This window comes from Mycobacterium sp. NGS69, from assembly GCF_059812165.1.
This window is the reverse complement of record NZ_JCALCD010000015.1, coordinates 1-26,774: the sequence shown is the minus strand read 5'-3', so window position 1 is coordinate 26,774 and position 26,774 is coordinate 1. Positions and strand designations below refer to the sequence as shown.

The 26,774-nt window shown below is 71.0% G+C and carries 12 protein-coding genes and 1 pseudogene; all 13 read right to left on the bottom strand.

Translation table 11 applies throughout. From position 1 onward, the window contains the following. Window positions 1-145 precede the first annotated feature (145 nt). Complete coding sequence (locus tag AC5Y2S_RS27750) at window positions 146-3,220, bottom strand: type I polyketide synthase (RefSeq protein WP_499959738.1); 3,075 nt, start codon at window positions 3,218-3,220, stop codon at window positions 146-148. Between the two features lie 2 nt (window positions 3,221-3,222). Further along, window positions 3,223-9,555 carry an SDR family NAD(P)-dependent oxidoreductase gene (locus AC5Y2S_RS27745; RefSeq protein ID WP_499959737.1) on the bottom strand — a complete coding sequence of 2,111 codons (6,333 nt, stop codon included), beginning with the start codon at window positions 9,553-9,555 and terminating at the stop codon, window positions 3,223-3,225. 15 nt (window positions 9,556-9,570) lie between these two features. Further along, window positions 9,571-15,900 (bottom strand): SDR family NAD(P)-dependent oxidoreductase, encoded by a 6,330-nt coding sequence (locus tag AC5Y2S_RS27740; RefSeq protein ID WP_499959735.1) that lies wholly within the window; start codon window positions 15,898-15,900, stop codon window positions 9,571-9,573. A gap of 133 nt (window positions 15,901-16,033) precedes the next feature. After that, window positions 16,034-17,095, bottom strand: coding sequence for a type III polyketide synthase (locus AC5Y2S_RS27735; protein ID WP_499907695.1), 1,062 nt, complete (start codon window positions 17,093-17,095; stop codon window positions 16,034-16,036). Between the two features lie 349 nt (window positions 17,096-17,444). Further along, window positions 17,445-18,857, bottom strand: coding sequence for an argininosuccinate lyase (gene argH / locus AC5Y2S_RS27730; RefSeq protein WP_499959733.1), 1,413 nt, complete (start codon window positions 18,855-18,857; stop codon window positions 17,445-17,447). Window positions 18,858-18,945: 88 nt separating this feature from the next. Beyond that, on the bottom strand, window positions 18,946-20,142 hold the full coding sequence (locus tag AC5Y2S_RS27725) for an argininosuccinate synthase (RefSeq protein ID WP_499959731.1): 1,197 nt from the start codon (window positions 20,140-20,142) through the stop codon (window positions 18,946-18,948). Window positions 20,143-20,154: 12 nt separating this feature from the next. Next, complete coding sequence (locus AC5Y2S_RS27720) at window positions 20,155-20,652, bottom strand: arginine repressor (protein WP_499959730.1); 498 nt, start codon at window positions 20,650-20,652, stop codon at window positions 20,155-20,157. Continuing rightward, entirely contained in the window at window positions 20,649-21,575 is a 927-nt protein-coding gene (gene argF / locus AC5Y2S_RS27715) for an ornithine carbamoyltransferase (protein ID WP_499959729.1), read from the bottom strand. Before argF ends, AC5Y2S_RS27720 begins: the two co-directional genes overlap by 4 nt. Then, the gene (locus AC5Y2S_RS27710; protein ID WP_499959728.1) at window positions 21,572-22,756 is read right to left on the bottom strand and encodes an acetylornithine transaminase; all 1,185 of its coding nucleotides are present in this window, start codon (window positions 22,754-22,756) and stop codon (window positions 21,572-21,574) included. Before AC5Y2S_RS27710 ends, argF begins: the two co-directional genes overlap by 4 nt. Next, entirely contained in the window at window positions 22,753-23,640 is an 888-nt protein-coding gene (gene argB / locus AC5Y2S_RS27705; RefSeq protein ID WP_499959727.1) for an acetylglutamate kinase, read from the bottom strand. The genes AC5Y2S_RS27710 and argB overlap by 4 nt, the downstream gene beginning before the upstream one ends. Continuing rightward, the gene (gene argJ, locus AC5Y2S_RS27700; RefSeq protein ID WP_499959725.1) at window positions 23,637-24,851 is read right to left on the bottom strand and encodes a bifunctional glutamate N-acetyltransferase/amino-acid acetyltransferase ArgJ; all 1,215 of its coding nucleotides are present in this window, start codon (window positions 24,849-24,851) and stop codon (window positions 23,637-23,639) included. Before argJ ends, argB begins: the two co-directional genes overlap by 4 nt. Continuing rightward, a pseudogene (gene argC, locus AC5Y2S_RS27695) lies at window positions 24,848-25,907 on the bottom strand (N-acetyl-gamma-glutamyl-phosphate reductase). The gene argJ and the pseudogene argC overlap by 4 nt, the downstream one beginning before the upstream one ends. A gap of 137 nt (window positions 25,908-26,044) precedes the next feature. Further along, on the bottom strand, window positions 26,045-26,774 hold a 730-nt coding region (locus AC5Y2S_RS27690; RefSeq protein ID WP_499959723.1), incomplete at its 5' end, for a hypothetical protein.

Genomic DNA, 26,774 nt, shown 5'->3' with positions numbered 1-26,774 from the left:
TCACTTTCACCCGGGGCTGAGAACTGCTCGTTACCGTGGAAAGTCTAAGGCTTTGACCCCGTATCGCAAAGACGTTGATATTCAACGTATGTCAAATTACTCGGGCCGTCGGTTCACGTAATCAGTTCCGCCAGTGATGGATTCATCACGGGGCGTCATTTTCTTTGTTTGCGTCAAGCGCCAGCGCAATTAGCGCGTCGGGGCTTAACGAGTCGATGGCGTCGTCGGTGACCGTTGAATCGGCGAGCGACTTTTCGGGGTCGCCGGCCAGCGCTAATAATTTGTCGAGCAATCCGGTCCGGCGAAGTTCATGAAGCGGAATCTTTCTCAGCGCCGACCAAACCTTTTCGTCATCGGACTCGTCCGGCCCGCCGCGGAGCAGTTGTTGAGCCAGGTGGTCCGCCAATGCCGCGGGATTGGGATAGTCGAAGACGAGCGTGCGTGACAACGCCAGCCCCGTATCGGCCTTGAGGCGGTTGCGGAGTTCGACCCCGGTCAGGGAGTCGAACCCGAGATCCTGGAAGGCGCGGTCCGGGTCAACCGCGTGGCCGTCCGAGTGTCCCAGCACCGCCGCCGCATGGGCGCAAACCAGCTCGGTCAGCTGGCGCCGGCGCTCGCGGGGCGGCAGTTGCCGCAGGCGCTCGGCCGACTCGTCGGGAATGGCTCGTGGCGCGTCGGTACCGCTGCCCAGCCAGAACCTTTGGCGCACAAACCCATACGTCGGCAACGCGACGCGCCGGCCGCGCCGCAGCACCGCGCTCCAGTCGACCGGCACGCCGGTGGTGAACAGCCGGCCGGCCGCGATGAGAAGCGACTCCACCTCCGCGCGATCCTTGGCCAGCGTGACGGTTGCGACGGGATGCTCGGTCGCCAGGGATTGCTCCGCGGCGGCGCTCAGGCCACCGCCGGGACCCACTTCGACGAACACGCCGGCCCCGGCCGCCTCCGCGGCACGCACCCCGTCGGCAAAGCGCACCGGACGGCGCACATGCTCGGCCCAATAGCGCGCGGTCCCGTACCCGGGCTCCGCGAGCTGACCGGACACGTTGGAAACCAACGGTATTCGAGGGTCCTTCGGGGAGATGTCGGCGATCGCGGCTTCGAAGGCTTCGATCATGGGCTCCATCAGCGGCGAGTGGAACGCGTGGGAGACCGCTAACCGATGGGAGCGCCGGCCCCGGTCCACCAGGGTCTGTGCGATGGCGGCGACCGGAGCCTCCGCGCCCGAGATCACCACCGAGTCCGGGCCGTTCACCGCCGCGATGGCCACGCCGTCGGTCAGCAGCGGCCCCACCTCGGCCTCGCCGGCGGCGATCGCGACCATCGCGCCACCGGCGGGCAGCCCGGCCATCAACCGCCCCCGCGCCGCCACCACCTTCGCCGCGTCGGGCAGCGACAGCACGCCCGCGACATGGGCGGCGGTGATCTCGCCCACCGAATGGCCCATCACGACGTCCGGGACCACACCCCAGTGCCGCAGCAGCGCCACCAGCGCCGTCTGGACGGCGAACAAGGCCTGCTGCGCAAACTCGGTGTCGTCCAACGGCTTCGGGTCATCGCCCCACATCACATCGCGCAGCCGGTCGTCCAGTGCCGCGGCGGCTTCGTCGAAAGCCGCTGCGAACACCGGGAACCGGGCGTACAGCTGGGCCCCCATGCCCAGCGACTGCGCGCCCTGACCGGGAAACACGAACGCAGTCTTGCCCGGAGCGTGCGCCCGGCCGGCGATCGCGTTGGGACGCGGCTCGCCGCGCGCCACTCCGGCGAGCGCCGCCGCCAGGGTTTCGCGGTCGGCGCCGATCAGCGCCGCCCGATACTCGAACACCGAGCGCGTCGTCGCCAACGACCACGCCACGTCGTTCGCGTCGATCCGCGCATCCCCGGTCACGTGAGCAGCGAGCCGCGCGGCCTGGTTCGCCAACGCGCGCTCCGAACGGCCCGACAGCACCCACGCCGTCGGCCCGTTCTCGCGTTCGGTCCCGGGGGTGGGCGGCTGCGGGGGCGCCTCCTCGATGATCACGTGCGCGTTGGTACCGCCCATGCCGAACGAGGACACGCCCGCCCGGCGCGGTTCCTCCCCGGCCGGCCAGGCGGTCAGCGCGGTGTTGACGCGCAACCCGAGGCCGTCCAGATCGATTCTCGGAGTGGCGTAGTTGAGGCTCGCGGGAATGGCGGCGTTTTCGATAGCCAGCACCGTCTTGAGCAAACCCGCGATCCCGGCGGCGCCACCGGCGTGACCGATGTTGGTCTTCACCGACCCCACCGTCAGCGGATGGTGCCGGAGCGTGCCGATCGCCTCCCCCAGCGCGTTCGCCTCTACGGGGTCGCCGATCTCGGTGCCGGTGCCGTGCGCCTCGACATACTCCAACTGGCCCGGCTGCAGCCCCGCATCTTCCAGGGCGCGGCGGATGACGTCGGCCTGTCCCGCGACCGACGGCGCGGTCTGTCCGGCGGCGGTGTGCCCGGCGTTGCCGACCGCGCTGCCGGGGATCACCGCCCGGATGCGGTCCCCGTCCTCGAGGGCGGCGTGCAACGGCTTCAGCAGCACCAGCCCGCCGCCCTCGCTGCGCACGTACCCGTCGGCGCGGGCGTCGAACGCGTAGGTGTGGCCCGACGCCGACACGGCGCCGAATTCCCTTTCCAGCAGGCTCGTCTCGCCGGCGAGGTTCAGGTGGACGCCGCCCGCGATCGCCAGCTTCGATTCGCCCGACCGCAGGCTTTGCGCCGCGGCATGGACGGCCACCAGCGACGAGGACTGACCGGAATCGATCGTCATGCTCGGGCCGTACAGACCGAGGGCGTAGGAGATCCGGTTCGCGATCATCGCCCGGCTGATCCCGGCGAAGGAGTGATGGTCGACATGGTCGGCGGTGTCCAGCGTCAGCACCGCGTAGTCGTCGCTCATCGCGCCGAGGTAGACGGCGACTCGTTCGCCGCGCAGCGTCTCCGGAACGAAAAACGCGTCCTCGAGAAGTTCCCAGGCGAGCTCCAGCGCCAGCCGCTGGCGGGGATCCATCGCGGCGGCCTCGCGCGGCGACACGTTGAAGAAGTCCGCGTCGAACTCGGCGACGTCGTCCAGCAGCCCTTCTCGGCGGGTTTGCCCCTCGGCGACGCGAGTGACTTCCAGTCCGTCGCGCAGCACCCGCCAGAGTTCTGCGGGGTTGGCGGCGGACGGGAACCTGCAGGCGAGCCCGATGATCGCTACGTCTGCCGGTCGCACGGTCAGGGGCCGGATTCTTCGTCGAGGATGGCGAACAGTTCGCTCTCGGTGGCGGTTTTGATGTCGTCGTCGAAAAGGTCGTCGTGCGCGGCGGGATCCGATTGGGCGGTGCTGAGGGTCAGTAGCATCTCGATGCGGGCGGTCATGCGTTTCTTGTCTTCGGGATCGCGGTCGGGTTGGTCGATCAGCGCCTGCAGTTCGCGGACGACGTCGTTGAAGCGAGCCATCGAATCCGGTTGCTCGGCGCTCGGGCCGGCGGCCAGCTGGGCATCGAGCTGCTCGGCCAGCGCCGCGGGTGTCGGATAGTCGAAGATCAGCGTCGGCGAAAGGGTCAGTCCCGTCGCGTTTTTGAGCCGGTTGCGCAGCTCGACGGCGGTCAGCGAATCGAACCCGAGATCCTGGAAGGCGCTCTCGCCGTCGATCTCCGTGCTGCTGTGACCGAGCACCGTCGCGGCGTTGCCGCACACCAGATCGACGAGTTCGCGGTGGCGCTGCTCGGGGGTCAGGCCCGCCAGCCGCGCCCGCAGGCCCGTCGCCGCCATCGCGATCTCGACGTGGTCGACGACGCGTCGGGCGGGACGGTTGGCCAAGGCGCTCAACAGCGGTGGCAGCGCCGCGCCGCTGCGGGCGAGCGCGTCCCGGTCGAGCCTGGTGGCCACGACGACGGGGTGCTCGCCCAGCAGGGCGGTGTCGAAGAGCTCGAACGCCTGCTCGGCGGACAACGGGGCCAGCCCGACCCGGCTTATCCGGGCCTTGTCGCGATCGCCGAGATGCTGCGTCATGCCGGAGTCCTGCTCCCAGAGCCCCCAGGCGACCGACAACCCGGGAAGCCCCCGCGCGCGCCGGTGCGCCGCGAGCGCGTCGAGGAAACTGTTGGCCGCCGCGTAGTTGCCCTGACCCGGGGCGCCCACCACCCCGGCCATCGACGAAAACACCACGAACGCGGCGAGATTCAGGTCTCGGGTCAGCTCGTGCAGGTTCCATGCCGCATCCGCTTTGGCCCGCAACACCGTATCGATGCGTTCGGGCGTCAGCGAAGCGATCACCGCGTCGTCGAGCACCCCGGCCGCGTGGATGACCGCGCTCAACGGAGGCCGCTCGGACAGCCCCGCCAACAACTCCGCGGCCGCCGCGCGATCGCTCACGTCGCAGGACACCACCTGCACCGTGGCACCTGCCCGCGTCAAGTCGGCCACCAATTCGTCCGCGCCGTCGGCGGTTTGGCCGCGACGGCTGGCCAAGACGATATGGCGAACGCCGTACCGGCTGACCAGATGCCGGGCCATCAGCCCGCCGACCGTGCCGGTGCCGCCGGTGACCAACACCGTGCCGCCGGCCAGCCCGACGCCCGGCCTGTCGGGCAGGGTCAGAACCACCTTGCCGATGTGGCGGGCCTGGCTGACGAACCGGTAGGCCTCGACGGCCCGGCGCACGTCCCAGGCCGTCAGCGGCAGCCGCCGCAACGCGCCGGCCTCGAACAGCCCGACCAGCTCGACCAACATCTCCTGGATGTGCTGCGGGCCGGCCTCCATCAGGTCGAACGCCCGGTATTTCACGCCGGGATGGTGCGCCGCGATCGCCTGCGGGTCCCGCAGATCGGTCTTGCCCATCTCGATGAAGCGCCCGCCGGACACCAGCAACCGCAGCGACGCGTCGGTGAACTCCCCGGCCAGCGAGTTCAGCACCACGTCCACTCCGGCCCCGCCGGTGGTAGCCAGGAACTTCCGTTCGAATTCCAGCGACCGCGAGTCGCCGATGTGGTCCTCGTCAAACCCCATGGCGCGCAGCGTGTCCCACTTGCCGCGACTGGCCGTGACGAACACTTCCGCGCCCCAGTGCCGGGCCAGCTGGACGGCCGCCATGCCGACGCCGCCGGTCGCGGCGTGCACCAGCACCCGCTGCCCGGCACGCACTCCGGCCAGCACCGACAACCCGTACAGCGCCGTCAAGAACACCACCGGCGCACCCGCGGCGTCGGTGAGCGACCAGCCCCGCGGCACCGGCACCACGAACCGCTGATCCACGACCGCCTCGGAACCCGCCAGGCCCAGGATCCCCATCACCGCGTCGCCGACGGCCAGGCCGGTCACCTCCGGGCCGACCTCGACGACGACCCCGGCGCCCTCGGCGCCCAACTGCGCCGCGCCCGGATACATGCCGAGCGCCACGAGCACGTCCCGGAAATTCACGCCGACCGCGGCGACCTCGACGCGCACCTGGCCGGCGGCCAGTTCCGCCCGTGGGCACGGCTCGGCCACCAGGTCCTCCAGCGTGCCCCCGCTTCCGGCGGCGAGCCGCCATTCGCCCGCCGGAAGGTCCAGCACCGGGCCCGCGTCCACCGGGGTCAGCCGCGCCCTGTAGGCGGTGCCGTTGCGCACCACCAATTGCGGCTCACCACAGCCGATCACCGACTCGACGTCGAGCGACCCGTCGGAATCGACCAGGACCACCCGGCCCGGATGTTCGGCCTGTGCCGAACGCACCAAACCCCATACCGCCGCGCCGGCCAGGTCCGTGACGTCCTCGCCGGAAAGCCCCACCGCCCCACGGGTCAACACCGCCAACGGGCCACTTCGATCCGCGGCCAGCGACGACTGCAACACCTGCAGCGCCTCCGCGGTTGCCGCGTGCACCGACTCCATCGCATTCCCGTTGCCGGCGGCACATTCCCACACCTCCGCCGGGCCGACGGTATCGCCTTCCGACGAGATTGGGGACCACGTGACCTCGAGCAGGCCGCCGCCGGGACGGGCCGCCGCCGCGAGCTGCTCGGGCGACACCGGGCGAACCACCAACTCGCGCACCGACAACACCGGCAGCCCCGCGGCGTCGGCGATCTCCAGCGACATGGCCCCCGGCCCGGCGGGCGCGATCCGGACCCGCACGTGCGCCGCGCCCGCGGCGTGCAAGGTCACACCCTGCCAGGAGAACGGCAGCACGATCTGGTCCTGGTCGCCGCCGACGCCCAGCGCGTGCAGGCTCGCGTCGAACAATGCCGGATGAATCCCGAAGCCTCCCAACGCCACTCCGGCGTCCTGTGGCACGGCGACCTCGGCGAAGATCTCGGTCCCGCGCCGCCACACGCTCCGCAGCCCCCGAAACGCCGGGCCGTAGCCGTAGCCGCGCCCGGCCAGCCGCTCGTAGGCGCCGCCGACGTCGACGGCGACCGCGCCCGCCGGCGGCCACGCCGAGGAATCCACGATCGGCCCCACCGGCCTCGTCGTCAGCACGCCCTCGGCGTGCAGCATCCATCCCGAATCCGATTGCGGGCCAGAGGAATACACCGATACGCTGCGCGAGCCCGACTCGCTGGCGACCCCCACCACCACCTGCACCTGGACCCCGCCGGTTGCCGGCAACACCAGGGGCGCCGACAACGTCAGCTCTTCGATCGCCGAACAGCCGACCTCGTCGCCGGCGCGCAGCACCAACTCGACGAAGCCCGCCCCGGGCAGCAGCACCACCCCGCCCACCGCGTGATCGGCCAGCCACGGTTGCGCGGCCAGCGACAACCGGCCCGCCAATACCACCTCGCCCGAATCGGGCCGCTCCACGACGGCACCCAGCAGGGGATGGTCGGTCCCGGTCAGGCCCAGCCCGTCGACGTCACGAGAGCCCACCATCTCCGCCGACAGCCAAAACCTGCGGCGCTGGAAGGGGTACGTGGGCAGGTCGACGCGCTGCGGGTCGAGGCCGGCGAACGTCGCGGCCCAATCCACCCGCACCCCGGCGGCGAACAGCCGTGCCGCCGCGGTGAGCAGCGACTCGACCTCGGCCCGGTCTTTGGCGACGCTCAGCACCGCGAGCGCCTCGGTGGTCAACGACTGCGCCACGGCCGCCGTCAACGCGTTGCCGGGACCCACTTCGAGGAACACCCCGGCCCCGAGCGTCTCGGCCAGCTCGACGCCGTCGGCGAAGCGCACCGGCGCGCGGACATGCTCGACCCAGTAGTCCGGCGAGCCGTACCCCGGCCCGGCCGACTGACCGGTCACGTTGGATATCAACGAGATCCGCGGCTCGGCCGGCGCCACCTGGCCGACCAGCTCCGCGAACCGCTCGATCATGGGCTCCATCAACGGCGAATGGAAGGCGTGCGAGACGGCCAGCCGGTGTATCCGCCGGCCCTGCCGGGCCAGCCGGTCGGCCACCGCGTCCACCGCGGCCTGCTCGCCCGAAATCACCACGGCGCTGGGCCCATTGACCGCCGCCACGCTGACACCCTCGGTCAACAGCGGCACCACCTCGGCCTCGCCCGCGGCCACGGCGACCATCACCCCGCCGGCGGGCAGTGCGCCCATCAACCGGCCCCGCGCGGCCACCAGATTGGCCGCGTCGGCCAGCGACAACACCCCGGCGACATGGGCGGCCGCGATCTCCCCGACGGAATGGCCCATCACCACGTCGGGCACCACACCCCAGGACCGCCACAGCGCGGCCAGCGCGACCTCGACGGCGAACAATGCCGGCTGGGCAAACTCGGTGCTTTCCAACAGGTTTGCGTCATCGCCCCACACCACCTGGCGCAGCGGCAACCGCAGGTGGTCGTCCAGCGCCTGCGCGGCCTCGTCGAAGGCCTGGGCGAACACCGGGAAGCGCCGGTACAGCGCCGCGCCCATCCCCAGGCGCTGCGAGCCCTGACCGGGAAACAGCCACACCGTCTTGCCCACCGCCCGGGCCCGCCCGGCCACCGTATCCGGGCCCGGGTCGCCCGCGGCCAGCTGCACCAGGCTCAGCTGCATGGTCTCGCGGTCGTCACCCACCACCACGGCGCGATGTTCGAATGTGGAGCGCGTCGTGGCCAACGACCACCCGACATCGGTCACGCTCAGACCCTCGTCGGCGCTGACCCGCGCCAGCAGCCGCTTGGCCTGCGCCCCCAGCGCCTCGAGCGAACGAGCGGACAACACCCAGGGCACCACGACGGTGTCCCGGGGCGTATCCCGCTCAACCGCAGCGCCTTCCAGCGCGGGAGGATCCTCGACGATCACGTGGGCATTGGTTCCGCTGATCCCGAACGACGACACGCCCGCCCGGCGCGGGCGGTCGCCCGCCGGCCAGGGTCGCGGCTCGGTCAACAACGACACCGCCCCCACCGACCAGTCCACATGCGGCGTGGGCACATCCACGTGCAGCGTCTGGGGCATCACCCCGTGGCGCATCGCCTGGATCATCTTGATCACCCCGGCCACCCCGGCGCCGGCGGAGGTATGGCCGATGTTGGATTTGATCGACCCGAGCCACAGGGGTTCGACCCGGTCTTGGCCGTAGGTCGCCAGAAGGGCCTGGGCCTCAATCGGATCCCCCAGCACCGTCCCGGTGCCGTGGCCCTCGACGATGTCCACGTCGGCCGCGCTCAAGCCGGCGTTGGCCAGCGCCGCTCGAATCACCCGCTGCTGCGACGGTCCGTTGGGTGCGGTCAAGCCGTTGGAGGCGCCGTCCTGGTTAACCGCCGAGCCGCGCAGCACCGCCAGCACCGGATGCCCCAGGCGGCGCGCGTCGCTGAGCCGCTCCAGGACCAGCACCCCCGCCCCCTCCGACCACGCGGTGCCGTCGGCCGCGCCGGCATACACCTTGCACCGGCCGTCGGGCGCCAGCGCCCGTTGCCTGCTGAATTCCACGAACGCGGCCGCGGTGGCCATCACCGTCACGCCGCCGGCCAGCGCCAGGTCGGACTCCCCCGACCGCAGTGACTGCGCCGCCAAGTGCATCGCCACCAACGACGACGAACACGCCGTATCCACCGACACAGCGGGGCCTTCCAGCCCCAGCACGTACGCCACCCGCCCGGACGTCACGCTCAGGGTCGAGCCGGTGAGCCCGTAGCCCTCCAGCTCCCCCTTCACCTCGCCGCCGTAGCCGGCATGGATGACCCCGGCGAACACACCGGTCGCCGAGCCGCGCAACGAGAGCGGGTCAATCCCCGCCCGCTCCAACGCCTCCCAGGAGATCTCCAGCATCAAGCGCTGCTGCGGATCCATCGCCAGCGCCTCGCTTGGACCGATGCCGAAGAATCCCGCGTCGAAGTCGCCGGCATCGCGCAGGAAGCACCCGCGGCGCGTGTACATCTTTCCTTTGGCGTCGGGATCCGGATCGAACAGCCCGTCGACGTCCCAGCCCCGATCGGTGGGAAAGTCCGACACCGCGTCGCGGCCTTCGGCCACCATGTCCCACAAGGCTTCCGGCGATTCCACCCCGCCCGCGTAGCGGCAGGCCATCCCCACCACTGCCACGGGCTCCGACTGCTTGCCCTCCAACTCCTGCAGGCGTCGCCGCGTCCGCCTGAGGTCGGCGGTGACGCGTTTGAGGTAATCGAGATGCTTTTCGGTGCCCGGCACCGCGTGCTCCTTAAGTTACGAGCCCAGCTCTTCGTCGAGGATGGCGAAGAGTTGGCTTTCGGTCGCGGCGTGGATGTCCTCGTCGTCGGCGTCGTCGAGGCCAGTGTCGGTGAGGGTGGTCAGGAGGTGTTGCAGCCGGATGGCCAGGCGTGCCCGGTCTTCCGGGTTCCAGTCGGTGCGGTTCAGCAGCGCGTGCAGCTCCGCGGCGATGTCGTTGGCGCGGGTCGCCGGGTTGGGCTTCTCGGTCCCGGTGGCCAGCCTGGTGTCCAGATATTCGCCCAGGGCGCTGGGCGTGGGATGGTCGAAGATGATCGTGGGTGAGAGGGCGAGCCCGGTGGCGGTTTTCAGCCGGTTGCGCAGTTCGACGGCGGTCAGGGAGTCGAAGCCCAGCTCCTGGAACGCCCGTTCGGCGTTGATGTCCGCGACGTTGGTGCGCCCCAACACGGTGGCGGCGTTGCTGCGCACCAGCTCCACGAGTTCGCGGTGCCGCTGGTCCGGGGCCAGTTCTTGCAGCCGCGCGGCCAGCCCGGTGGTCGAGGCGGTCACGGCGGTGTCGTCGATGACGCGGCGGGCGGGACGGGTGGCCAGGCCGTGCAGCAGTGGAGGCAATGCGGCGGCGTTGTCGGACAGCGCGATCCGATCCAGGCACGTGGCCACCACGACGGGCCGCTCGCCCAGCATGGCAGCGTCGAGACGCTGGAGGGCCTCGGTGGTTGACAGCGGCGCGAGGCCCAGCCTGCTCATGCGGTCCTTGTCCGCGTCACCCAGATGCGCGGTCATCGCCGAGGCCCGTTCCCACAGGCCCCAGGCCACCGACAGTCCGGGCAATCCGCGGGCGCGGCGATGGGCGGCCAGTGCGTCCAGGAAGCTGTTGGCCGCCGCGTAATTGCCCTGCCCCGGGGTGCCGACGATTCCCGCCATCGACGAAAACAGCACGAACGCCGACAAATCCAGGCCCGCGGTCAGCTCATGGAGGTTCCAGGCCCCGTCGACCTTGGCGCGCAACACCGTATCGACGCGTTCGGGCGTCAACGACGCGATCAACCCGTCGTCCAGCGCCCCCGCGGCATGGAACACCCCGCGCAACGGGTGCTCCGCGGGCACCCGGTCCAACAGTGCGGCCACCGCGTCCCGGTCGGCCACGTCGCAGGCCGCCACCGAAACCCCGGCACCGGCCGATCGCAATGCGGCCACCAGCTCGGCCGTTCGTTCGTCGCCGCCGCTCCGGCTGACCAACACGACGTGCGCCGCCCCGTACTGGTCGACGAGGTGACGCGCCAGCGCCGAACCGGCCATCCCGGTTCCGCCGGTGATCAGCGCGGTGCCGCCGGCCAGTCCCGACGACAGCGTCAGCACGACCTTTCCGATGTGGCGGGCCTGGCTGACGAACCGGTACGCCTCGGCGGCACGGCGCACGTCGAAAGCCCTTGTCGGCAGCGGCTTTAGGACGCCCTGTCTAAGCAAATCCGTGAGCTCGGCCAGCATGGCGGCGATGCGATCGGGGCTGACCTCGGTCAGGTCGAAGGCCTGGTACCGCACGCCGGGGTGCTGCGCGGCGATCGCGTCCGGGTCGCGCAGGTCGGTCTTGCCCATCTCGACGAAGTGCCCACCGTCGACCAGCAGCCGCAGCGACGCGTCGATGAACTCGCCGGCCAGCGAGTTCAGCACGACGTCCACCCCGCGGCCACCGGTGGCGGCGAGAAACTTCTGCTCGAACGCGGGCGTGCGCGAGTCCCCGATGTGATCGTCGTCAAAACCCATCGCGCGCAGCGTTTCCCACTTGCCCTGGCTGGCGGTGGCGAACACCTCGGCCCCCCAATGCCGGGCCAGCTGCACCGCGGCCATACCGACCCCGCCCGTCGCGGCGTGGATCAGCACCCGCTGCCCGGCCCGCAACCCGGCCAACACCGACAGCCCGTACAGCGCCGTCAAGAACACCACCGGCACGCCCGCGGCGTCCAGCGTGGACCACCCCGCCGGGACCGTGGTCACCAGCCGCGCGTCGACCACCGCTTCCGAGCCGACGATCCCCAGCAGCCCCATCACCGGGTCGCCGACCGCCAGCCTCGACACACCCGGGCCGACTTCGGTGATCACCCCGACGCCCTCGGCGCCCAACTGGCCACCGCCGGGGTACATTCCCAACGCCACCAGCACATCCCGGAAGTTCACCCCGACCGCGGCCACCGCCACGCGCACCTGTCCGGCGGCCAGATCCACCGGCGGGCTCGGGCGCACCACCAGGTCCTCCAGCGTCCCGCCGCCTCCGGTGTCCAACCGCCAATTGCCCGCGGGCAGCACCAAGGCCGCGTCAGGCGGCACCGGCGCCAGCCGGGCCGCGTACGCCACTCCTGCGCGGATCACCACTTGCGGTTCCCCGCAGCCGATTACCGCGCTGGTGTCCAGCGACCCGTCCGAATCGACCAGCACCACCCGGTCGGGATGCTCGGCCTGCGCCGACCGGACCAGCCCCCATACCGCCGCGCCGGCCAGGTCCGAGACGTCTTCGCCGGGCAGCGCGACGGCGCCGCGGGTCAGCACCACCAGCACCCCGCGCCCGTCGCCGGCCAGCCAGGACTGCAACACGCCCAACGCCTCGTGGACGGCGTCATGCGCGGCCCGCACCACGTCCGCGCCCACGCCCGGCTCCCACACCACCACGCCGTCGCCAACTCCGTTGTCGCTCACCGGCATCGGGGACCAGACGACCTCGAGCAATCGCCCGGCGGCCGGGGCCGTCGCGGCCGACAGCTGCGCGGCCGAGACCGGCCGCAGGTCCAGCCGTCGCACCGACAGCACCGGAAGGCCCATCGCATCGGCCAGCTCGATCGACACCGCCCCGCCGCCGAGCGGCGCGATCCGGACCCGCGCCCGCGATGCGCCCGCCGCGTGCAGGCTTACCCGCTGCCAGGCAAACGGCAACACCGTCGGGGCGCCCGCGTCGGCCAGGCCCAGCGCGTGCAGCGCGGCGTCCAGCAGCACCGGATGGATCCCGAACCCGTCGACCGTGACGCCGGCCGCCTCCGGCGCGACGGCGACCTCGGCGAAGATCTCGTCGTCGCGACGCCACATGGCCCGCAATCCCCGAAAGGCGGGACCGTACTCGTAGCCGCGCGCCGCCAGGCGCGCATAGGCGTCGCTCACGTCGACCGCCTCCGCGCCGGCCGGCGGCCAGGTCGACAGATCCGCGCCGGGTGCGGCCGCGCGGGCGCCCAACAAGCCCTCGGCATTGAGCACCCACTCCGAATCCGGCTGCGCGCCCGACGAATACACCGCCACCGGCCGCGAGCCCGTCGCGTCCGCCGCGCCGACGACCACCTGAACCTGCACCGAACCCGCCGCGGGCAGCACCAACGGAGCGGACAGGGTCAGCTCCTCGATCACCGGGCAGCCGACCTCGTCGCCCGCCCGGGCTGCCAATTCCACAAACCCCGTTCCCGGGAACAGCGTCACCCCGGCGACCTGGTGGTCCGCCAGCCACGGGTGGGCGGCGACGGAAAGCCGGCCCGTCAACACCACCCCGCCGGAGTCGGGCCGATCCACCACGGCACCCAGCAAGCCGTGGTCGGCCGCGGCCAGGCCCAGCCGACCGGTATCGCCCGAGCCCATAAACTGGGCCGGCAACCAAAAGCGCTGCCGCTGAAACGCATACGTCGGCAGCTCCACGTTCCGAACGTCACCGCCGGCAAACGCGGCCCGCCAATTCACCTCGGCCCCGGCGACGTGCGCCTGGCCCGCGGACAGCCAGAACCGGTCCAGTCCGCCGTCGTCGCGGCCCAGTGACGGGATGACGGTCACGTCGTCCGCGGAAGCGACGGTCTCTTCGATACCGGCGATCAGCACCGGGTGCGGGCTGCATTCGATGAATGTCCGGTATCCGGCGTCGCGCGCACCACGCACCGCTCGCTCGAATTCCACCGTCTCGCGGATGTTTCGGAACCAGTACTCGGGGTCCAAGCCCGCGGTGTCCATGAGCTCACCGGTGACGGTCGAGTAGAACGCGGTCGACGACGATCGGGGCTCGATGTCGGCCAGCGCCTGGGTCAGTGGTTCGCGGATCGCGTCCACCTGCGTCGAGTGCGAGGCGTAGTCGACGTCGATCCGCCGGGCCCGGACGTTGTCGGCTTCACAGCGCCCGATCAGCCCGTCCAGCGCCTCCACGTCACCCGACACGACGACCGCCGAAACGCCGTTCACCGCCGCGACATTCAACCGATCGCCCCAGTGCGCCGCCAGTTCCCGCGCCTGCGGCAGGCCGCACGCCAGCGAGGCCATGCCCCCCTCGCCCGACAACTGCAGCAGGAGCCGGCTTCGCAACGCCACCACCCGCGCCGCGTCCTCCAGCGACAGCGCCCCGGCCACGTACGCCGCGGCGATCTCGCCCTGCGAATGGCCGATCACCGCGTCGGGCGCGACCCCCACCGATCGCCACAATTCCGCGAGCGACACCATGACCGCCCACAGCGCCGGCTGCACCACGTCCACCCGATCCAGCCCCGGCGCGCCCGGCGCCCCGCGGATGACGTCGATCAACGACCACTGCACGTGCTCGCCGAGCGCCTTGTCGCACCGGCGCATCTGGTCGGCGAACACGGTTGACTCATCGAGCAATTGGGCCCCCATGCCGGCCCACTGCGACCCCTGTCCGGGGAACACGAACGCCGTCTTGCCCGCGGCCCGGGCCCGGCCCGTCACCACGCCCGCGCCGGGCGAACCGGAAGCCACCCCGGCCAGGCCCGCCAGCAGCGTCTCGCGGTCGGGACCCACCACCACCGCCCGATGCTCGAGCGTCGAGCGGCTGGTGGCCAGCGACCAGCCGACGTCGGCGGCGCTCAACCCCTCGCGGCCGCCCACCCACGCCGATAGCCGGGCCGCCTGGTCGGCCAGCGCCCGCTCGGAACGGCCCGACACCACCCACGGCACCGACGGCGGCTGATCACGTTGGACCGCAACGGGCTCCGGCTCGGCGGGCACTTCCTCGACGATCACGTGCGCGTTGGTCCCGCTGATCCCGAACGACGACACCGCGGCCCGGCGCGGACGATCCCCCGCGGGCCAGGGCCGCGGCTCGGTCAGCAACGACACCGCCCCCGCCGACCAATCCACGTGCGGCGTGGGCTCATCGACGTGCAGCGTCTGGGGCATCACCCCGTGGCGCATCGCCTGCACCATCTTGATCACCCCGGCCACGCCCGCACCCGCCGACGTGTGGCCCATGTTCGACTTGATCGACCCCAACCACAGCGGCTCGGTGCGGCCCTGGCCGTAGGTCGCCAAGATCGCTTGGGCCTCAATCGGATCCCCGAGCATGGTGCCGGTGCCGTGCCCCTCCACGACGTCCACGTCGGCCGCCTCGAGGCGCGCGCTGGCCAGCGCCGCACGGATCACCCGCTGCTGCGACGGCCCGTTCGGCGTCGCCAGCCCGTTGGAGGCGCCGTCCTGGTTGACCGCCGAGCCCCGCAGCACCGCCAACACCGGATGCCCCAGCCGCCGCGCATCGCTCAGCCGCTCCAGCACCAGCATCCCGGCGCCTTCGGAAAACCCGGTCCCGTCGGCCGCACCCGCGTACGCCTTGCACCGGCCGTCGACCGACAGCGCCCGCTGCCGGCTGAAGTCGACGAACATCGCCGGGGTGGCCATCACCGTCACGCCGCCGGCCAGCGCCAGGTCGCACTCCCCCGACCGCAACGACCGCGCCGCCAGGTGCATCGCCACCAACGACGAGGAACACGCCGTATCCACCGACAACGCCGGGCCCTCCAGCCCCAGCGCGTACGCCACCCGGCCCGACGCGATGCTCAGCGTCGTGCCACGCATCCCGTAGCGCTCCAGGTCTCCCGGCACCCGGCCCGCGCCGCCGTACGAACCGTGGAAGATCCCGGCGAACACGCCGGTCGCCGAACCTCGCAAGGCCAGGGGGTCGATTCCGGCCCGCTCCAGCGCCTCCCAGGAGATCTCGAGCAACAACCGCTGCTGCGGATCCATCGCCAGGGCCTCGCTGGGCGCGATCCCGAAGAAAGCGGCGTCGAAACCGGCCACGTCGGCAAGGAACCCGCCCTGCCGTGAATACGACTTGCCGACGGCGTCGGCGTCCGCGTCGAACAGGTCCGCCAGGTCCCATCCGCGGTCGGTGGGAAAGTCGGACACCACGTCGCGGCCCTCGGCCACCATCGCCCACAGGCCCTCGGGCGAATCAACCCCGCCCGGGTAGCGGCAACCCATGCCCACGATCGCCACCGGCTCGGTCGCCTGGGCCAGGTATTCGCGGTTCTCGCGCTTGAGCTGCTCGTTTTGTTTCAGGGACGCGCGCAGGGCCCTCACGAGCTCTTCGTGAGTGCTGTTCATGAGCCCCGGCCTCTCGGGTTACTCAATCGGCGCCAAGCCGCGCGACGATCATCGCCATATTCTCTCAACGGCCGCTCGTGCCGTCTGCGGATCTCGTCAACTGCGGGCGCCAGGGGTCGCGCCACTCGTGGACTCAATGCCAGCGCAGGAGCACGAGCTCAGAACAGAATCCGGGACCCATCGCGATCATCAGCCCGGGGCTGTCGCTGGGCGGCGGCTTGGCCAGGGTGTCGCGCAGCACGTGTAGCACCGAAGCGGACGAGAGGTTGCCGATCTCGCCGAGCGAACGCCAGGTCAGCTCCAGGGCCTCCGGCGGCAGGTCGAGGGTCTTGACGATCGCCTCGATGACCTTGGGACCGCCGGGATGGCTGACCCAGGCGCCCACGTCGGTCGTGGTCAGGCCGTGCGCACCCAGGAACCCGGTGACGTCGTCGTACAGGTACTGCTCCACAACGCCGGCCACATCCTTCGACAAGACCAGCTCGAACCCGGTGGCGCCGACGTCGTAGCCCATCGTGCGCAGCGAGTCCGGGTACAGGTGGCTGCGCGAGTCGATGATGTCGGGACCCGCGGCGCCGATCTGCTCGGCGCGGCGCTCCCCGACGGCCACCACCGAGCCCGCCCCGTCGGCGAATAGTGCGCTGCCGACCAGGCCTGCCACCGTCGGCTTGTAGCCCGGGTAGGTCATCGAGCAGAGCTCTACCGACACCAGGGCGGCGACGCCGTCCGGCGCTCCGCGCAGGTAGTCGTTCATGCGGGCGACCCCCGCGGCGCCGGCCACGCAACCCAGGCCGAAGAGCGGCACCCGCCGTACGTCGGGTCGCAGGCCGAGGCGCCCCGCGATGCGGGCGTCCAGCGACGGCACCGCGATGCCGGTGACCGTCGTGGTGATCAGCACGTCGAGGTCCTGCGGCTGCAGCCCCGCCTCTTCCAGCGCGCCCGACAGCGCCTCGCAGCCGAGATCCACCGCGTGTTCGATGAACACCCGGTTGGCGACGCTGAAGTCTGTCAGCGTCGGGTATTTCTCCAGCGGCAAAACCAGGTGGCGGCCGTTGACTTTGGAGCTGGCGTGCAGCTGGCGAACGAGGTCCTCGTATTCGGCGAACTCCGGGATGCTGATAAAGAACTCGGTCAACTCCCGCTGCGAATAGCGGTGAGGCGGCAGGGCGCCGAAGACACCTGCGATGACGCTCATTGGTCCCACCCTTTTGGAGACGTGTAACTAGGCCGATAGGTTCAGCCAGATCGCTTTTCGAGCTGAAAGCTTAGCCGGGTTTCATAAGTTAGGCGGAAACAGTGCGCGGACCTGCGGTTTTGTCGGGCGCTGCCGGCGCCGGTCCGACATAAACTCGGCGCGGAAGCGGGGTGGGCGCGCCGGCGGCGAAACGTCGTCACGTCCGCGCCGCGTCGACCCGACCGAAGACATTTGCCGCCAAAAATGCCGGGCGAATCGTCGAGGCCAGCAATTTACTGCTGCGTCAATACAATGCCGGCTTGCGCCTTTGCCGCATGGCAAATGGGTCGAACCGGCAAATGCAATCCGGCTAGCGGCGTAGCCGGTCCTTGAGTTCGGCGCAGGTGGCCAGCACCGCCTCGAGCTGCTCGGCGACCCGGGTTGGCGCGGTACCGCCCCTGGAGTCCCGCGAGGCCACCGAGCCCTCGATGGTCAGCACGTCGCGGACCTCCGGCGTCAGCTCCGGGCTGATGGCGGCCAGTTCGTCGTCGGTCAGCTCGTCGAGCCCGACGCCGCGTCCCTCGGCGGTCCGCACGGCCGCCCCAGCCGCCTCGTGCGCGGATCGGAACGGGACGCCCTGCCGGACCAGCCACTCCGCGATGTCGGTGGCAAGCGTGTAGCCGGCCGGCGCCAGGGCCGCCATCCGCTCGACGTCGAACGTCAGGCTGGCCACCAGCCCGGCCATCGCGGGCAGCACCAGCTCCAGCTGGGCCACGGCATCGAACACCGGCTCCTTGTCCTCCTGGAGGTCCCGGTTGTAGGCCAGCGGCTGCGCCTTCAGCGTGGCCAGCAGCCCGGCCAGGTTTCCGATCAGCCGTCCCGCCTTGCCGCGGGCCAGTTCCGCGATGTCGGGGTTCTTCTTCTGCGGCATGATCGAGCTGCCGGTGGACCACGAATCGTGCAGGGTGACGTAGCCGAATTCCGTCGAGCTCCAGATGATGATGTCCTCGGCCAGCCGGGACAGGTCGACGGCGATCATGGCGAAGACGAACGCGGCCTCGGCGGCGAAATCCCGGGCCGCGGTCGCGTCGACGGAGTTGTCGGCGGCGGCGGCGAAGCCCAGCTCCGCCGCGATCGCGTCCGGGTCCAGGCCCAACGACGACCCGGCCAGCGCGCCCGAGCCGTATGGGGAGATCGCCGCGCGACGGTCGAAGTCGACGATCCGGTCCACGTCGCGCAGCAGCGGCTGGGCGTGCGCGAGCAGATGGTGTGCCAGCAGGATCGGTTGGGCGGACTGCAGGTGGGTCTTGCCGGGCATGATGGCGCTCGGGTGCGCGGCGGCCTGGGCGGCCAGCGCGGCGACGACCTCCAGCGTTTCGGCGGCGACGCGTCGGGCCGCGTCGCGCAGCCACATCCGAAAGAGCGTGGCCACCTGGTCATTTCGCGACCGCCCGGCGCGCAACCGGCCGCCCAGGTCAGGCCCGACCCGGTCGATCAGCCCGCGCTCCAGGGCGGCGTGCACGTCCTCGTCGGTCACCAGCGGCGCGAAGCTGCCGTCGGCCACATCCTCGGCGAGGCTGTCCAGGCCGGCCAACAGCCCGTCGCGCTGCTCCTCGTCCAGCAGCCCCGCCCGGAACAGGATCACGGTGTGCGCGCGCGACGCGATGATGTCGTAGGGCGCCAGCACCCAGTCGAAATGCGTCGACTTGCTCAGCGCGGCCAGCGCCTCGGACGGACCGTCGGCGAACCGCCCGCCCCACAGCGACCCCTCGCGAGTGCTCACCTGACCCTCGCCCCACCCGCGAGTGTGCATCTCACGACGCTTCGACGGCGTGTCGCGTCGCAGATTGCACGTTCGCGGCCGAGAAAACTCACTGCCGGTCCCGGCGGGACGCAATCTTCGAGGACAACCCGTGCACGTAGACGAAGCCCTTCGCGGCGGACTGGTCGAAGCTGTCGCCCTCGTCGTAGGTGGCCAGGTTGAAGTCGTACAGCGACTCGGCGCTGCGCCGGCCGTTGACCGCGATGTGCCCGCCGTGCAACACCATTCGCACCTCGCCGGTCACGTGCTCCTGGGTCTTGGCGACGAAGCTCTCCAGCGCGTCCTTCAACGGCGAGTACCACAGCCCGTCGTACACCAGCTCGGCCCAGCGCTGGTCGGTGTGGCGCTTGAACCGGCCCAGCTCGCGCTCCAGCGTGACGTGTTCGAGTTCGGTGTGCGCGGTGATCAGCACCATCGCGCCCGGCGCCTCGTAGATCTCGCGGCTCTTGATCCCCACCAGCCGGTCCTCGACGACATCGAGGCGGCCCACCCCCTGAGACCCGGCCCGCCGGTTGAGTTCCTCGATGGCCTGCAACATGGACACTCGGTTGCCGTCGATGGACACCGGCACCCCGCGCTCGAACCCGACGATCACCTCGTCGGGCGTGCTCCAGTTCAGCGTCGGGTCTTCGGTGTAGGAGTAGACGTCCTTGGTGGGCGCGTTCCAAAGGTGTTCCAGGAAGCCGGTTTCCACCGCCCGACCCCACACGTTCTGGTCGATCGAGAACGGGGAGCGTTTAGTGACGTTGATCGGGATGGCGTTCTCCTCGGCGAACGCGATCGCCTTCTCCCGCGTCCAGGCGTAGTCTCGGACCGGCGCCAGAACCTCCAAATCCGGTGCCAGCGAACCGAATCCGACCTCGAACCGGACTTGGTCGTTGCCCTTACCGGTGCACCCGTGCGCGACGATGCTGCCGCCGTGTTCGCGGGCGGCCGCGACCAGGTGCTTGACGATCAGCGGGCGGCTGATCGCCGACACCAGGGGGTAGCGGTCCATGTACAGCGCGTTGTTGAGCACGGTCGGCAGGCAGTAGCCCTCGGCGAACTCGTCGCGGGCGTCGACGACGACGGCCTCCACGGCGCCGCAGTCCAGGGCCCGCTGGCGGACCACCTCCATGTCCTCGCCGCCCTGGCCGAGGTCGATCGCGACCGCGACCACCTCGCGGCCGGTCTCCTTGCCGATCCAGCTGATCGCCACCGAGGTGTCCAGCCCGCCGGAATACGCCAGGATGACGCGTTCTGACATCGATCTGTCTCCTTACTTGATCTGCTCGAGCATCGTGGCGAGTTCCGCGCCGGTCATCGGCTCGCGGGCAACCACCAGGATGGTGTCATCGCCGGCAACGGTGCCGACCACGTACGGTAGGGCCGCGCGGTCGATCGCGCTGGCCAGATAGTGGGCCGCGCCCGGAGGGGTGCGCAGCACCGCGAGGTTGCCGCTCGCGTCGGTCGACACCAGCAACTCGCCGAGCAGGCGCGACATCCGGTCGGTGCCGCCGGATACCCCACGCACCGGGCTGCCGTCCTCGGGAACGATGTAGACGCCGACGCCGCCGTCGGCGCCGCGCAGCTTCACCGCGCCAAGTTCTTCGAGATCGCGCGACAGCGTGGCCTGGGTGACGTCGATGCCCTCGCCGGCGAGCCGGGCCGCCAGTTCGCTTTGGCTGCTGATCGACTCCGACGACAGGATCGCCACGATGCGTGCCTGCCGCCCGGCGCGGGTGGTGGTCTCGGGGGTGGCCTTCGATCGGGTCATCGGGATCGCTCCAGCAGCCACGCCAGCAGCGCCTTTTGGGCGTGCAGCCGGTTTTCGGCCTCGTCCCACACCGCGCTGGCCGGCCCGTCCATCACCTCGTCGGTGATCTCCTCGCCGCGGTGGGCCGGGAGGCAGTGCAGCACAACGGCTTCCGGGTCGGCCAGCCCCACCAGTCGCGCGTTGAGCTGAAACGGCCGAAACGGCCCGACCCGGTCCAGCCCGTCGTTCTCCTGGCCCATCGACGTCCAGGTGTCGGTGACGACGACGTCGGCGCCCTTGGCCGCGGCGTCGGGGTCGGTGGTCACGGTGATCGAGGCGCCGGTGGCCTCGGCGCGCCCTTCGGCGGCGGCCAGCAGCGCCGGGGCGGGCGCGAAGCCGTCGGGGGCGGCGACGGTGACGTGGATGCCGGCGGTGACGCCGCCCAGGATCAGCGAGTGCGCCATGTTGTTGGCGGCGTCACCGAAGTAGGACAGCCGCAACCCCTTCAGCGACCCCTTGCGTTCGGCGATGGTCTGCAGGTCGGCCAGGACCTGGCAGGGGTGGAAGTCGTCGGAGAGCGCGTTCAGCACGGGCACCGTCGCGGCCGCGGCCATCGCCTCCAGCCCGTCCTGCCCGAACGTCCGCCAGACGATGGCTTCGACGTAGCGGGACAACACCTTTGCGGTATCGCCCAGCGTCTCGTCGCGGCCCATCTGGGTGCTGCGGGCGTCGACGACGACGGCGTGCCCGCCGAGCTGGGCGATGCCCACCTCGAACGAGAACCGGGTGCGGGTGGAGTTCTTGTCGAAGATGACCGCGACCCCGCGCGGCCCTTCGAGGGGGCGGCGGGCGAAGGGGTCCTTCTTCAGCTCGGCGGCCAGCGCGAGCACCTCGGCCTGTTCCGCCGGTGACAAGTCATCGTCACGCAGGAAGTGCCGGGTCACGCTGCGGCCCCGTCCAGGATGCCGGGCAGCGCGGCGATGAAGCCGTCGATCTGGGCCTCGGTGATGATCAGCGGCGGCGCCAGCCGGATGACGTCGGGGGCCGCCGCGTTGACCAGGAAGCCGGCCTCGCGCGCCGCCGCCTCGGCATCCTTCGCCGCCGGCGCTGAAAGCACGATGCCCCAAAGCAATCCGCGTCCGCGCACGTGGTCGATCAGCGGGTGCCCGATCCGCTCGATGCCGTGGCGCACGGACTTGCCCAGCACCTCCGCGTGCCGGACCAGGTCCTCCGCGGCGATCACCCGCAGCACCGCCAGCGCCGCCGCGGTGCAGATCGGGTTGCCGCCGAAGGTGCTGCCGTGCAGGCCGGGGGTGAGCAGTTCGGCGGCCGGCCCCACGGCCAGGCACGCCCCGATCGGCAGCCCGCCGCCGAGCCCCTTGGCCATGGTGACGATGTCGGGGGTGATGCCGTCGTGCTGGTGGGCGAAAAACGCTCCGGTGCGGCCCATCCCGGTCTGCACCTCGTCGAGGACCAGCAGGGCGCCGTGCCGGGCGGTGATGTCCCGCGCGGCGGCCAGGTAGCCCTCGGGCGGGACGACGACGCCGCTCTCCCCCATGATCGGCTCGAGAAAAACCGCGGCGGTGTCGTCGCCGACGGCGGCGGCCAGCGCGTCGGTGTCGCCGTACGGCACGTGCGTGACGTATCCCGGCAGCGGCTCGAACGGCGCCTGCTTGCTCGGCTGGCCCGTCAGCGCCAGGGATCCCATCGTGCGGCCGTGGAAGGCCTCTTGCGCAGCAACCAGTTTCGTGTGACCGGTGAGCCGCGACATCTTGAACGCCACCTCGTTGGCCTCGGTGCCGGAATTGCAGAAGAACACCCGCGCCGGCGAGTCGGCCCCCAACAGCGCGACCAGTTCCTCGGCCAGCGCGATGCCCGGTTCGGTGGCGTAGAGGTTGGAGGTGTGCCCCAGCGTGGCCATCTGGTGCGTGACGGCCTCGATGACGGCCGGGTGGCGATGGCCGAGGACGTTGACGGCGATGCCGCCGAGCAGATCCACGTAGGTCTTGCCGTCCACGTCGGTGACGACGGCGCCGTCACCGCTGGCGAGCGCCACCGGCGGGGTGCCGTAGTTGTGCATCATCACGGCGTCCCACCGTTGCTTCAAAGTGTCGGTGTGGCTCACGCGCTCACCACCTTTGTTCCGGTGCCCGCATCGGTGAAAAGCTCAACCAGCACGCAGTGTTCGACCCGGCCGTCGATGACGTGCGCGCTAGGCACTCCCCCGGTGACGGCCCGCAGGCACGCCTCGACCTTGGGGATCATGCCGGTTTCCAGCGTGGGCAGCAGCCGCGCCAGTGCCACGGTGTCGATTTCGCTGACCAGCGACGCGCGGTCCGGCCAGCTGGTGTACAGGCCTTCGACATCGGTGAGCATCAACAGCTTCTCGGCTCCAAGGGCTTCGGCCAGCGCCGCCGCGGCGGTGTCGGCGTTGATGTTGTGGACCACGCCCTCGGCGTCGGGGGCCAGGGTCGAGACCACCGGAATGCGCCGCGCCGCAATCAGATCCAGCACCGCGGCGGTGTTGACCAGCTCGACATCGCCCACCAGCCCGATGTCGGTGGCCACGCCGTCGACCGTGACGCTGCGCCGCACCGCGGTGAACAGTTGCGCGTCCTCCCCGGTGATGCCGACGGCGTAGGGTCCGTGCGCGTTGATCAGGTTCACCAGTTCGCGGCCTACCTGCCCGAACAACACCATCCGCGCCACGTCGAGCACTTCGGGTGTGGTGACCCGGAATCCGCCCTTGAAGTCGCCTTCGATGCCGAGCCGGCGCAGCATGGCGGTGATCTGGGGTCCGCCGCCGTGCACGACGACGGGATGGATGCCGCAGTTGCGCAGGAACGCCATGTCGGCCGCGAAGGCGTGGCGCAGCGCGTCGTCGGTCATGGCGTTGCCGCCGTACTTGATGACGACGACCTTGCCGTGCAACTGCTTGAGCCACGGCAGGGCTTCGGCCAGCACCTGCGCTTTGACCTCGGTGGGTAGCGCGTCGACATTCAGGGTCATGAGCTGTAGGCCGAGTTCTCTTCGACGTAGCCGTGCGAGAGGTCCGTGGTCCGGACGGCGGCCCGCCCGTCGCCGACGCGCAGGTCGACGGTGATGTCGATGTCGGCGCCCGAAAGGTCCACCTCGCGCGCGCCGGGCGCGCCGACCCCGTCGATGCACACCGCGAACCCGTTGAACGACACCCGGATTCGTTCCGGATCCAGGGCGATCGGCGCCATGCCCACGGCCGCGAGCACCCGGCCCCAGTTGGGATCCGAGCCGAACACCGCCGTCTTGACCAGGCTGTCGCGGGCGATCGCCCGGGCGGCGGTCAGCGCGTCGTCCTCGGAGGCGGCCCCGGTCACGGTCACGGTGACGCGCTTGGTGACGCCCTCGGCGTCGGCCTGCAACTGGACGCACAGGTCATCGCAGACCCGCAGCACCGCGTCGTCCAGGTCGGCCTGGGACGGGGTGATCTCGCTGGCGCCCGAGGCCAGCAGCAGCACGGTGTCGTTGGTCGAGCAGCACCCGTCGATGTCGAGCCGGTCGAAGGTGCGGGCGGTGGCGCGGCGCAGCGCCGCGTCGAGCGCGTCCGGCGAGACGGCAGCGTCGGTGGTGAGCACGCACAGCATGGTGGCCAATGACGGGGCCAGCATGCCCGCGCCCTTGGCCATCCCGCCGACCGTCCAGTTGTTGGGATGGTGCAGCGCAATCTGTTTGGGCACGGTATCGGTGGTCATGATGGCCTGGGCGGCGTCTTCGCCGCCGGTCAGCCCGCCGGCCATCTCGTGCACGATCTCGCGCACCCCGGCGAGCACCTTGTCCATCGGCAGCCGGTCGCCGATCAGCCCGGTGGAGCAGACGGCGACCTCGATGGCGCCGGTCTCGGTGCCCCAGTCCGACAGCGCCGCCGCGACCGCCTCGGCCGTGGCGTGGGTGTCCTGGAAGCCGCCTGGACCGGTGCAGGCGTTGGCGCCGCCGGAGTTCAGGATGACGGCGCGCAGCGCCCCGGTGGTCAGCACCTGCTGGCTCCACAGCACGGGCGCGGCCTTGACCTTGTTGCGGGTGAACACGCCGGCGGCCGAGTAGTCGGGCCCTTCGTTGAAGACCAGCGCGAGGTCGCGGGCCCCGGATGCCTTGATACCCGCGGCGATTCCGGCCGCCCGGAACCCGGCCGGGGCGGTGACACCCTGTTCGCGCAGCAACCGCGCGGCGGCGGCGAGGCCGGTCACGGCGCCACCCCCACCACCGAAAGGCCTTCGGTCTCACCCCAACCCAGCGCCAGGTTCATCGACTGCACGGCAGCGCCGCCGGTGCCCTTGACCAGGTTGTCGATCGCGGCGATCGCCACGAAGGTCTCCGCGGCCTCGTCCACCGCCACCGCGATGTGCGCGGCGTTGCTGCCGATCACCGACCCGGTGCGGGGCAGCTGCCCGTCGGGCATCAGGTAGACGAAAGGCTCCGCATCGTAAGCCTTTTCGTAGGCGGCCCGCAGCTGCGAGAGCGGCGCTCGGGTGCGCGCGGTGCAGGTGGCCAGGATGCCGCGGGAGGTCGGGATCAGCACCGGAGTGAACGACACGGTGACGTCGCGGTCGGTGACGGCTCCGAGTCCCTGGGCGATTTCGGGGGTGTGCCGGTGCGCGCCGGCGATGTTGTAGGCCCGCGCCGACCCGATGACCTCCGAGCCGAGCAGGTCGGTCTTGGCGGCCCGGCCGGCCCCCGACGTGCCGCTGACGGCGACGACCGTGACCGCCGGCTCGATGAGGTCCTCGGCCATCGCGGGCGCCAGTGCGAGCAGGGCCGCCGTCGGGTAGCAGCCGGGAACCGCGATGCGGCGCGCGCCGCACAGCCGCTCGCGTCCGCCGGGCAACTCCGGCAGCCCGTACGGCCAGCTGCCGGCGTGGCTTGATCCGTAGAACCGCTCCCAGGCGGCGGCATCGGTGAGGCGGAAGTCGGCGCCGCAGTCGATAATCAGGGTTTGCGGGCCGAGGCGTTCGGCCAGCGCGGCCGAATTACCGTGCGGCAGGGCCAGGAACACCACGTCGTGGTCTTTCAGGACCCCTTCGTCGGTCGGCTCGACCACGCGCTGGGCCAACGGAGTCAGATGCGGATGGTGCTCACCCAGTGTGCTGCCTGCGCTCGCCGCCGCGGTCAGAGCACCGATCGTGAGGCGGCCGTCGGCATAGCCCGGGTGCCCGAGCAGGAGCCGTACGATTTCCCCGCCTGCATAACCGGTGGCGCCGGCAACCGCCACCCTCAACACGTGGGCCATCTCGACGATTCTGCATGGTTATGCAGTCCTTTGCAAATCCATTCCGCGAGACCGTTGCGGGGCGGTGTACGCCCAGGAGGTCGCGTTCGGGCAAGGCCTTCGCTTCGCTTCGGAAATGGCGAGGCCTACACGACTCTCCTGGGCGCCACCGGGCTATGCGGCGAAACTGAAGCTGGCATCCAGTGCGGCCTGCAGCGAGAGCTCGAGGTCGGTCAGGGCGGTGTTCAGCGCGATGACTAGCGACCCGCCGGTCTGTTCCAGCGCGGAGGCCGCGCCGGACAGGCCGGTCGCCAGGTCCGTGCCGAGCCCCAGCAGGCCGGGAGCACCCACGCCCAGGGTCGACGCGAAGCCGCCGAAGAGCGCGCCGCCGATCTGGGCCGCGGTGTTCTCCCAGATCATCGCCACCGCGTTGCCCGTGCCGACCAACCCGGACAGGCCCGCCGCCAGGCTGCCACCCAGGGCTTCGCCGGCGTGAGCCAGCCCGAGCAGGCCGCCGCTCAAGCCGGCCGTCAGGGCGGCACCGGCCTGCCCCAGGCCCGCGGCGAGGCTCGCCGACAGGGCGGCGTTGATCGACAGCATCAGGTTCGGAATGTTCAGCGCCGGCAGCGATGCCAGGAAGTTGGCCGCCAGGGTTTCGCCGGTCTGGATCGCCCCGTTGATGCCGGCCGCAATGTTCGCGGCCAGGTTCTCACCGGTCTGGATCAGCCCGTTGAGGTTGGCGCCCAGGTTCAGGCTGCCCGACAGGGCCGCGTTCAGCGACGCCCCGAACCCGTTGAGCGCCGCGTTCAGCGACGCCCCGAACCCGTTGAGCGCCGCGCTCAGCGACGCACCGAGCGAACCACCCAGGCCGTTGAGCGCGCCCGACAGCGCCAGACCCAACGAG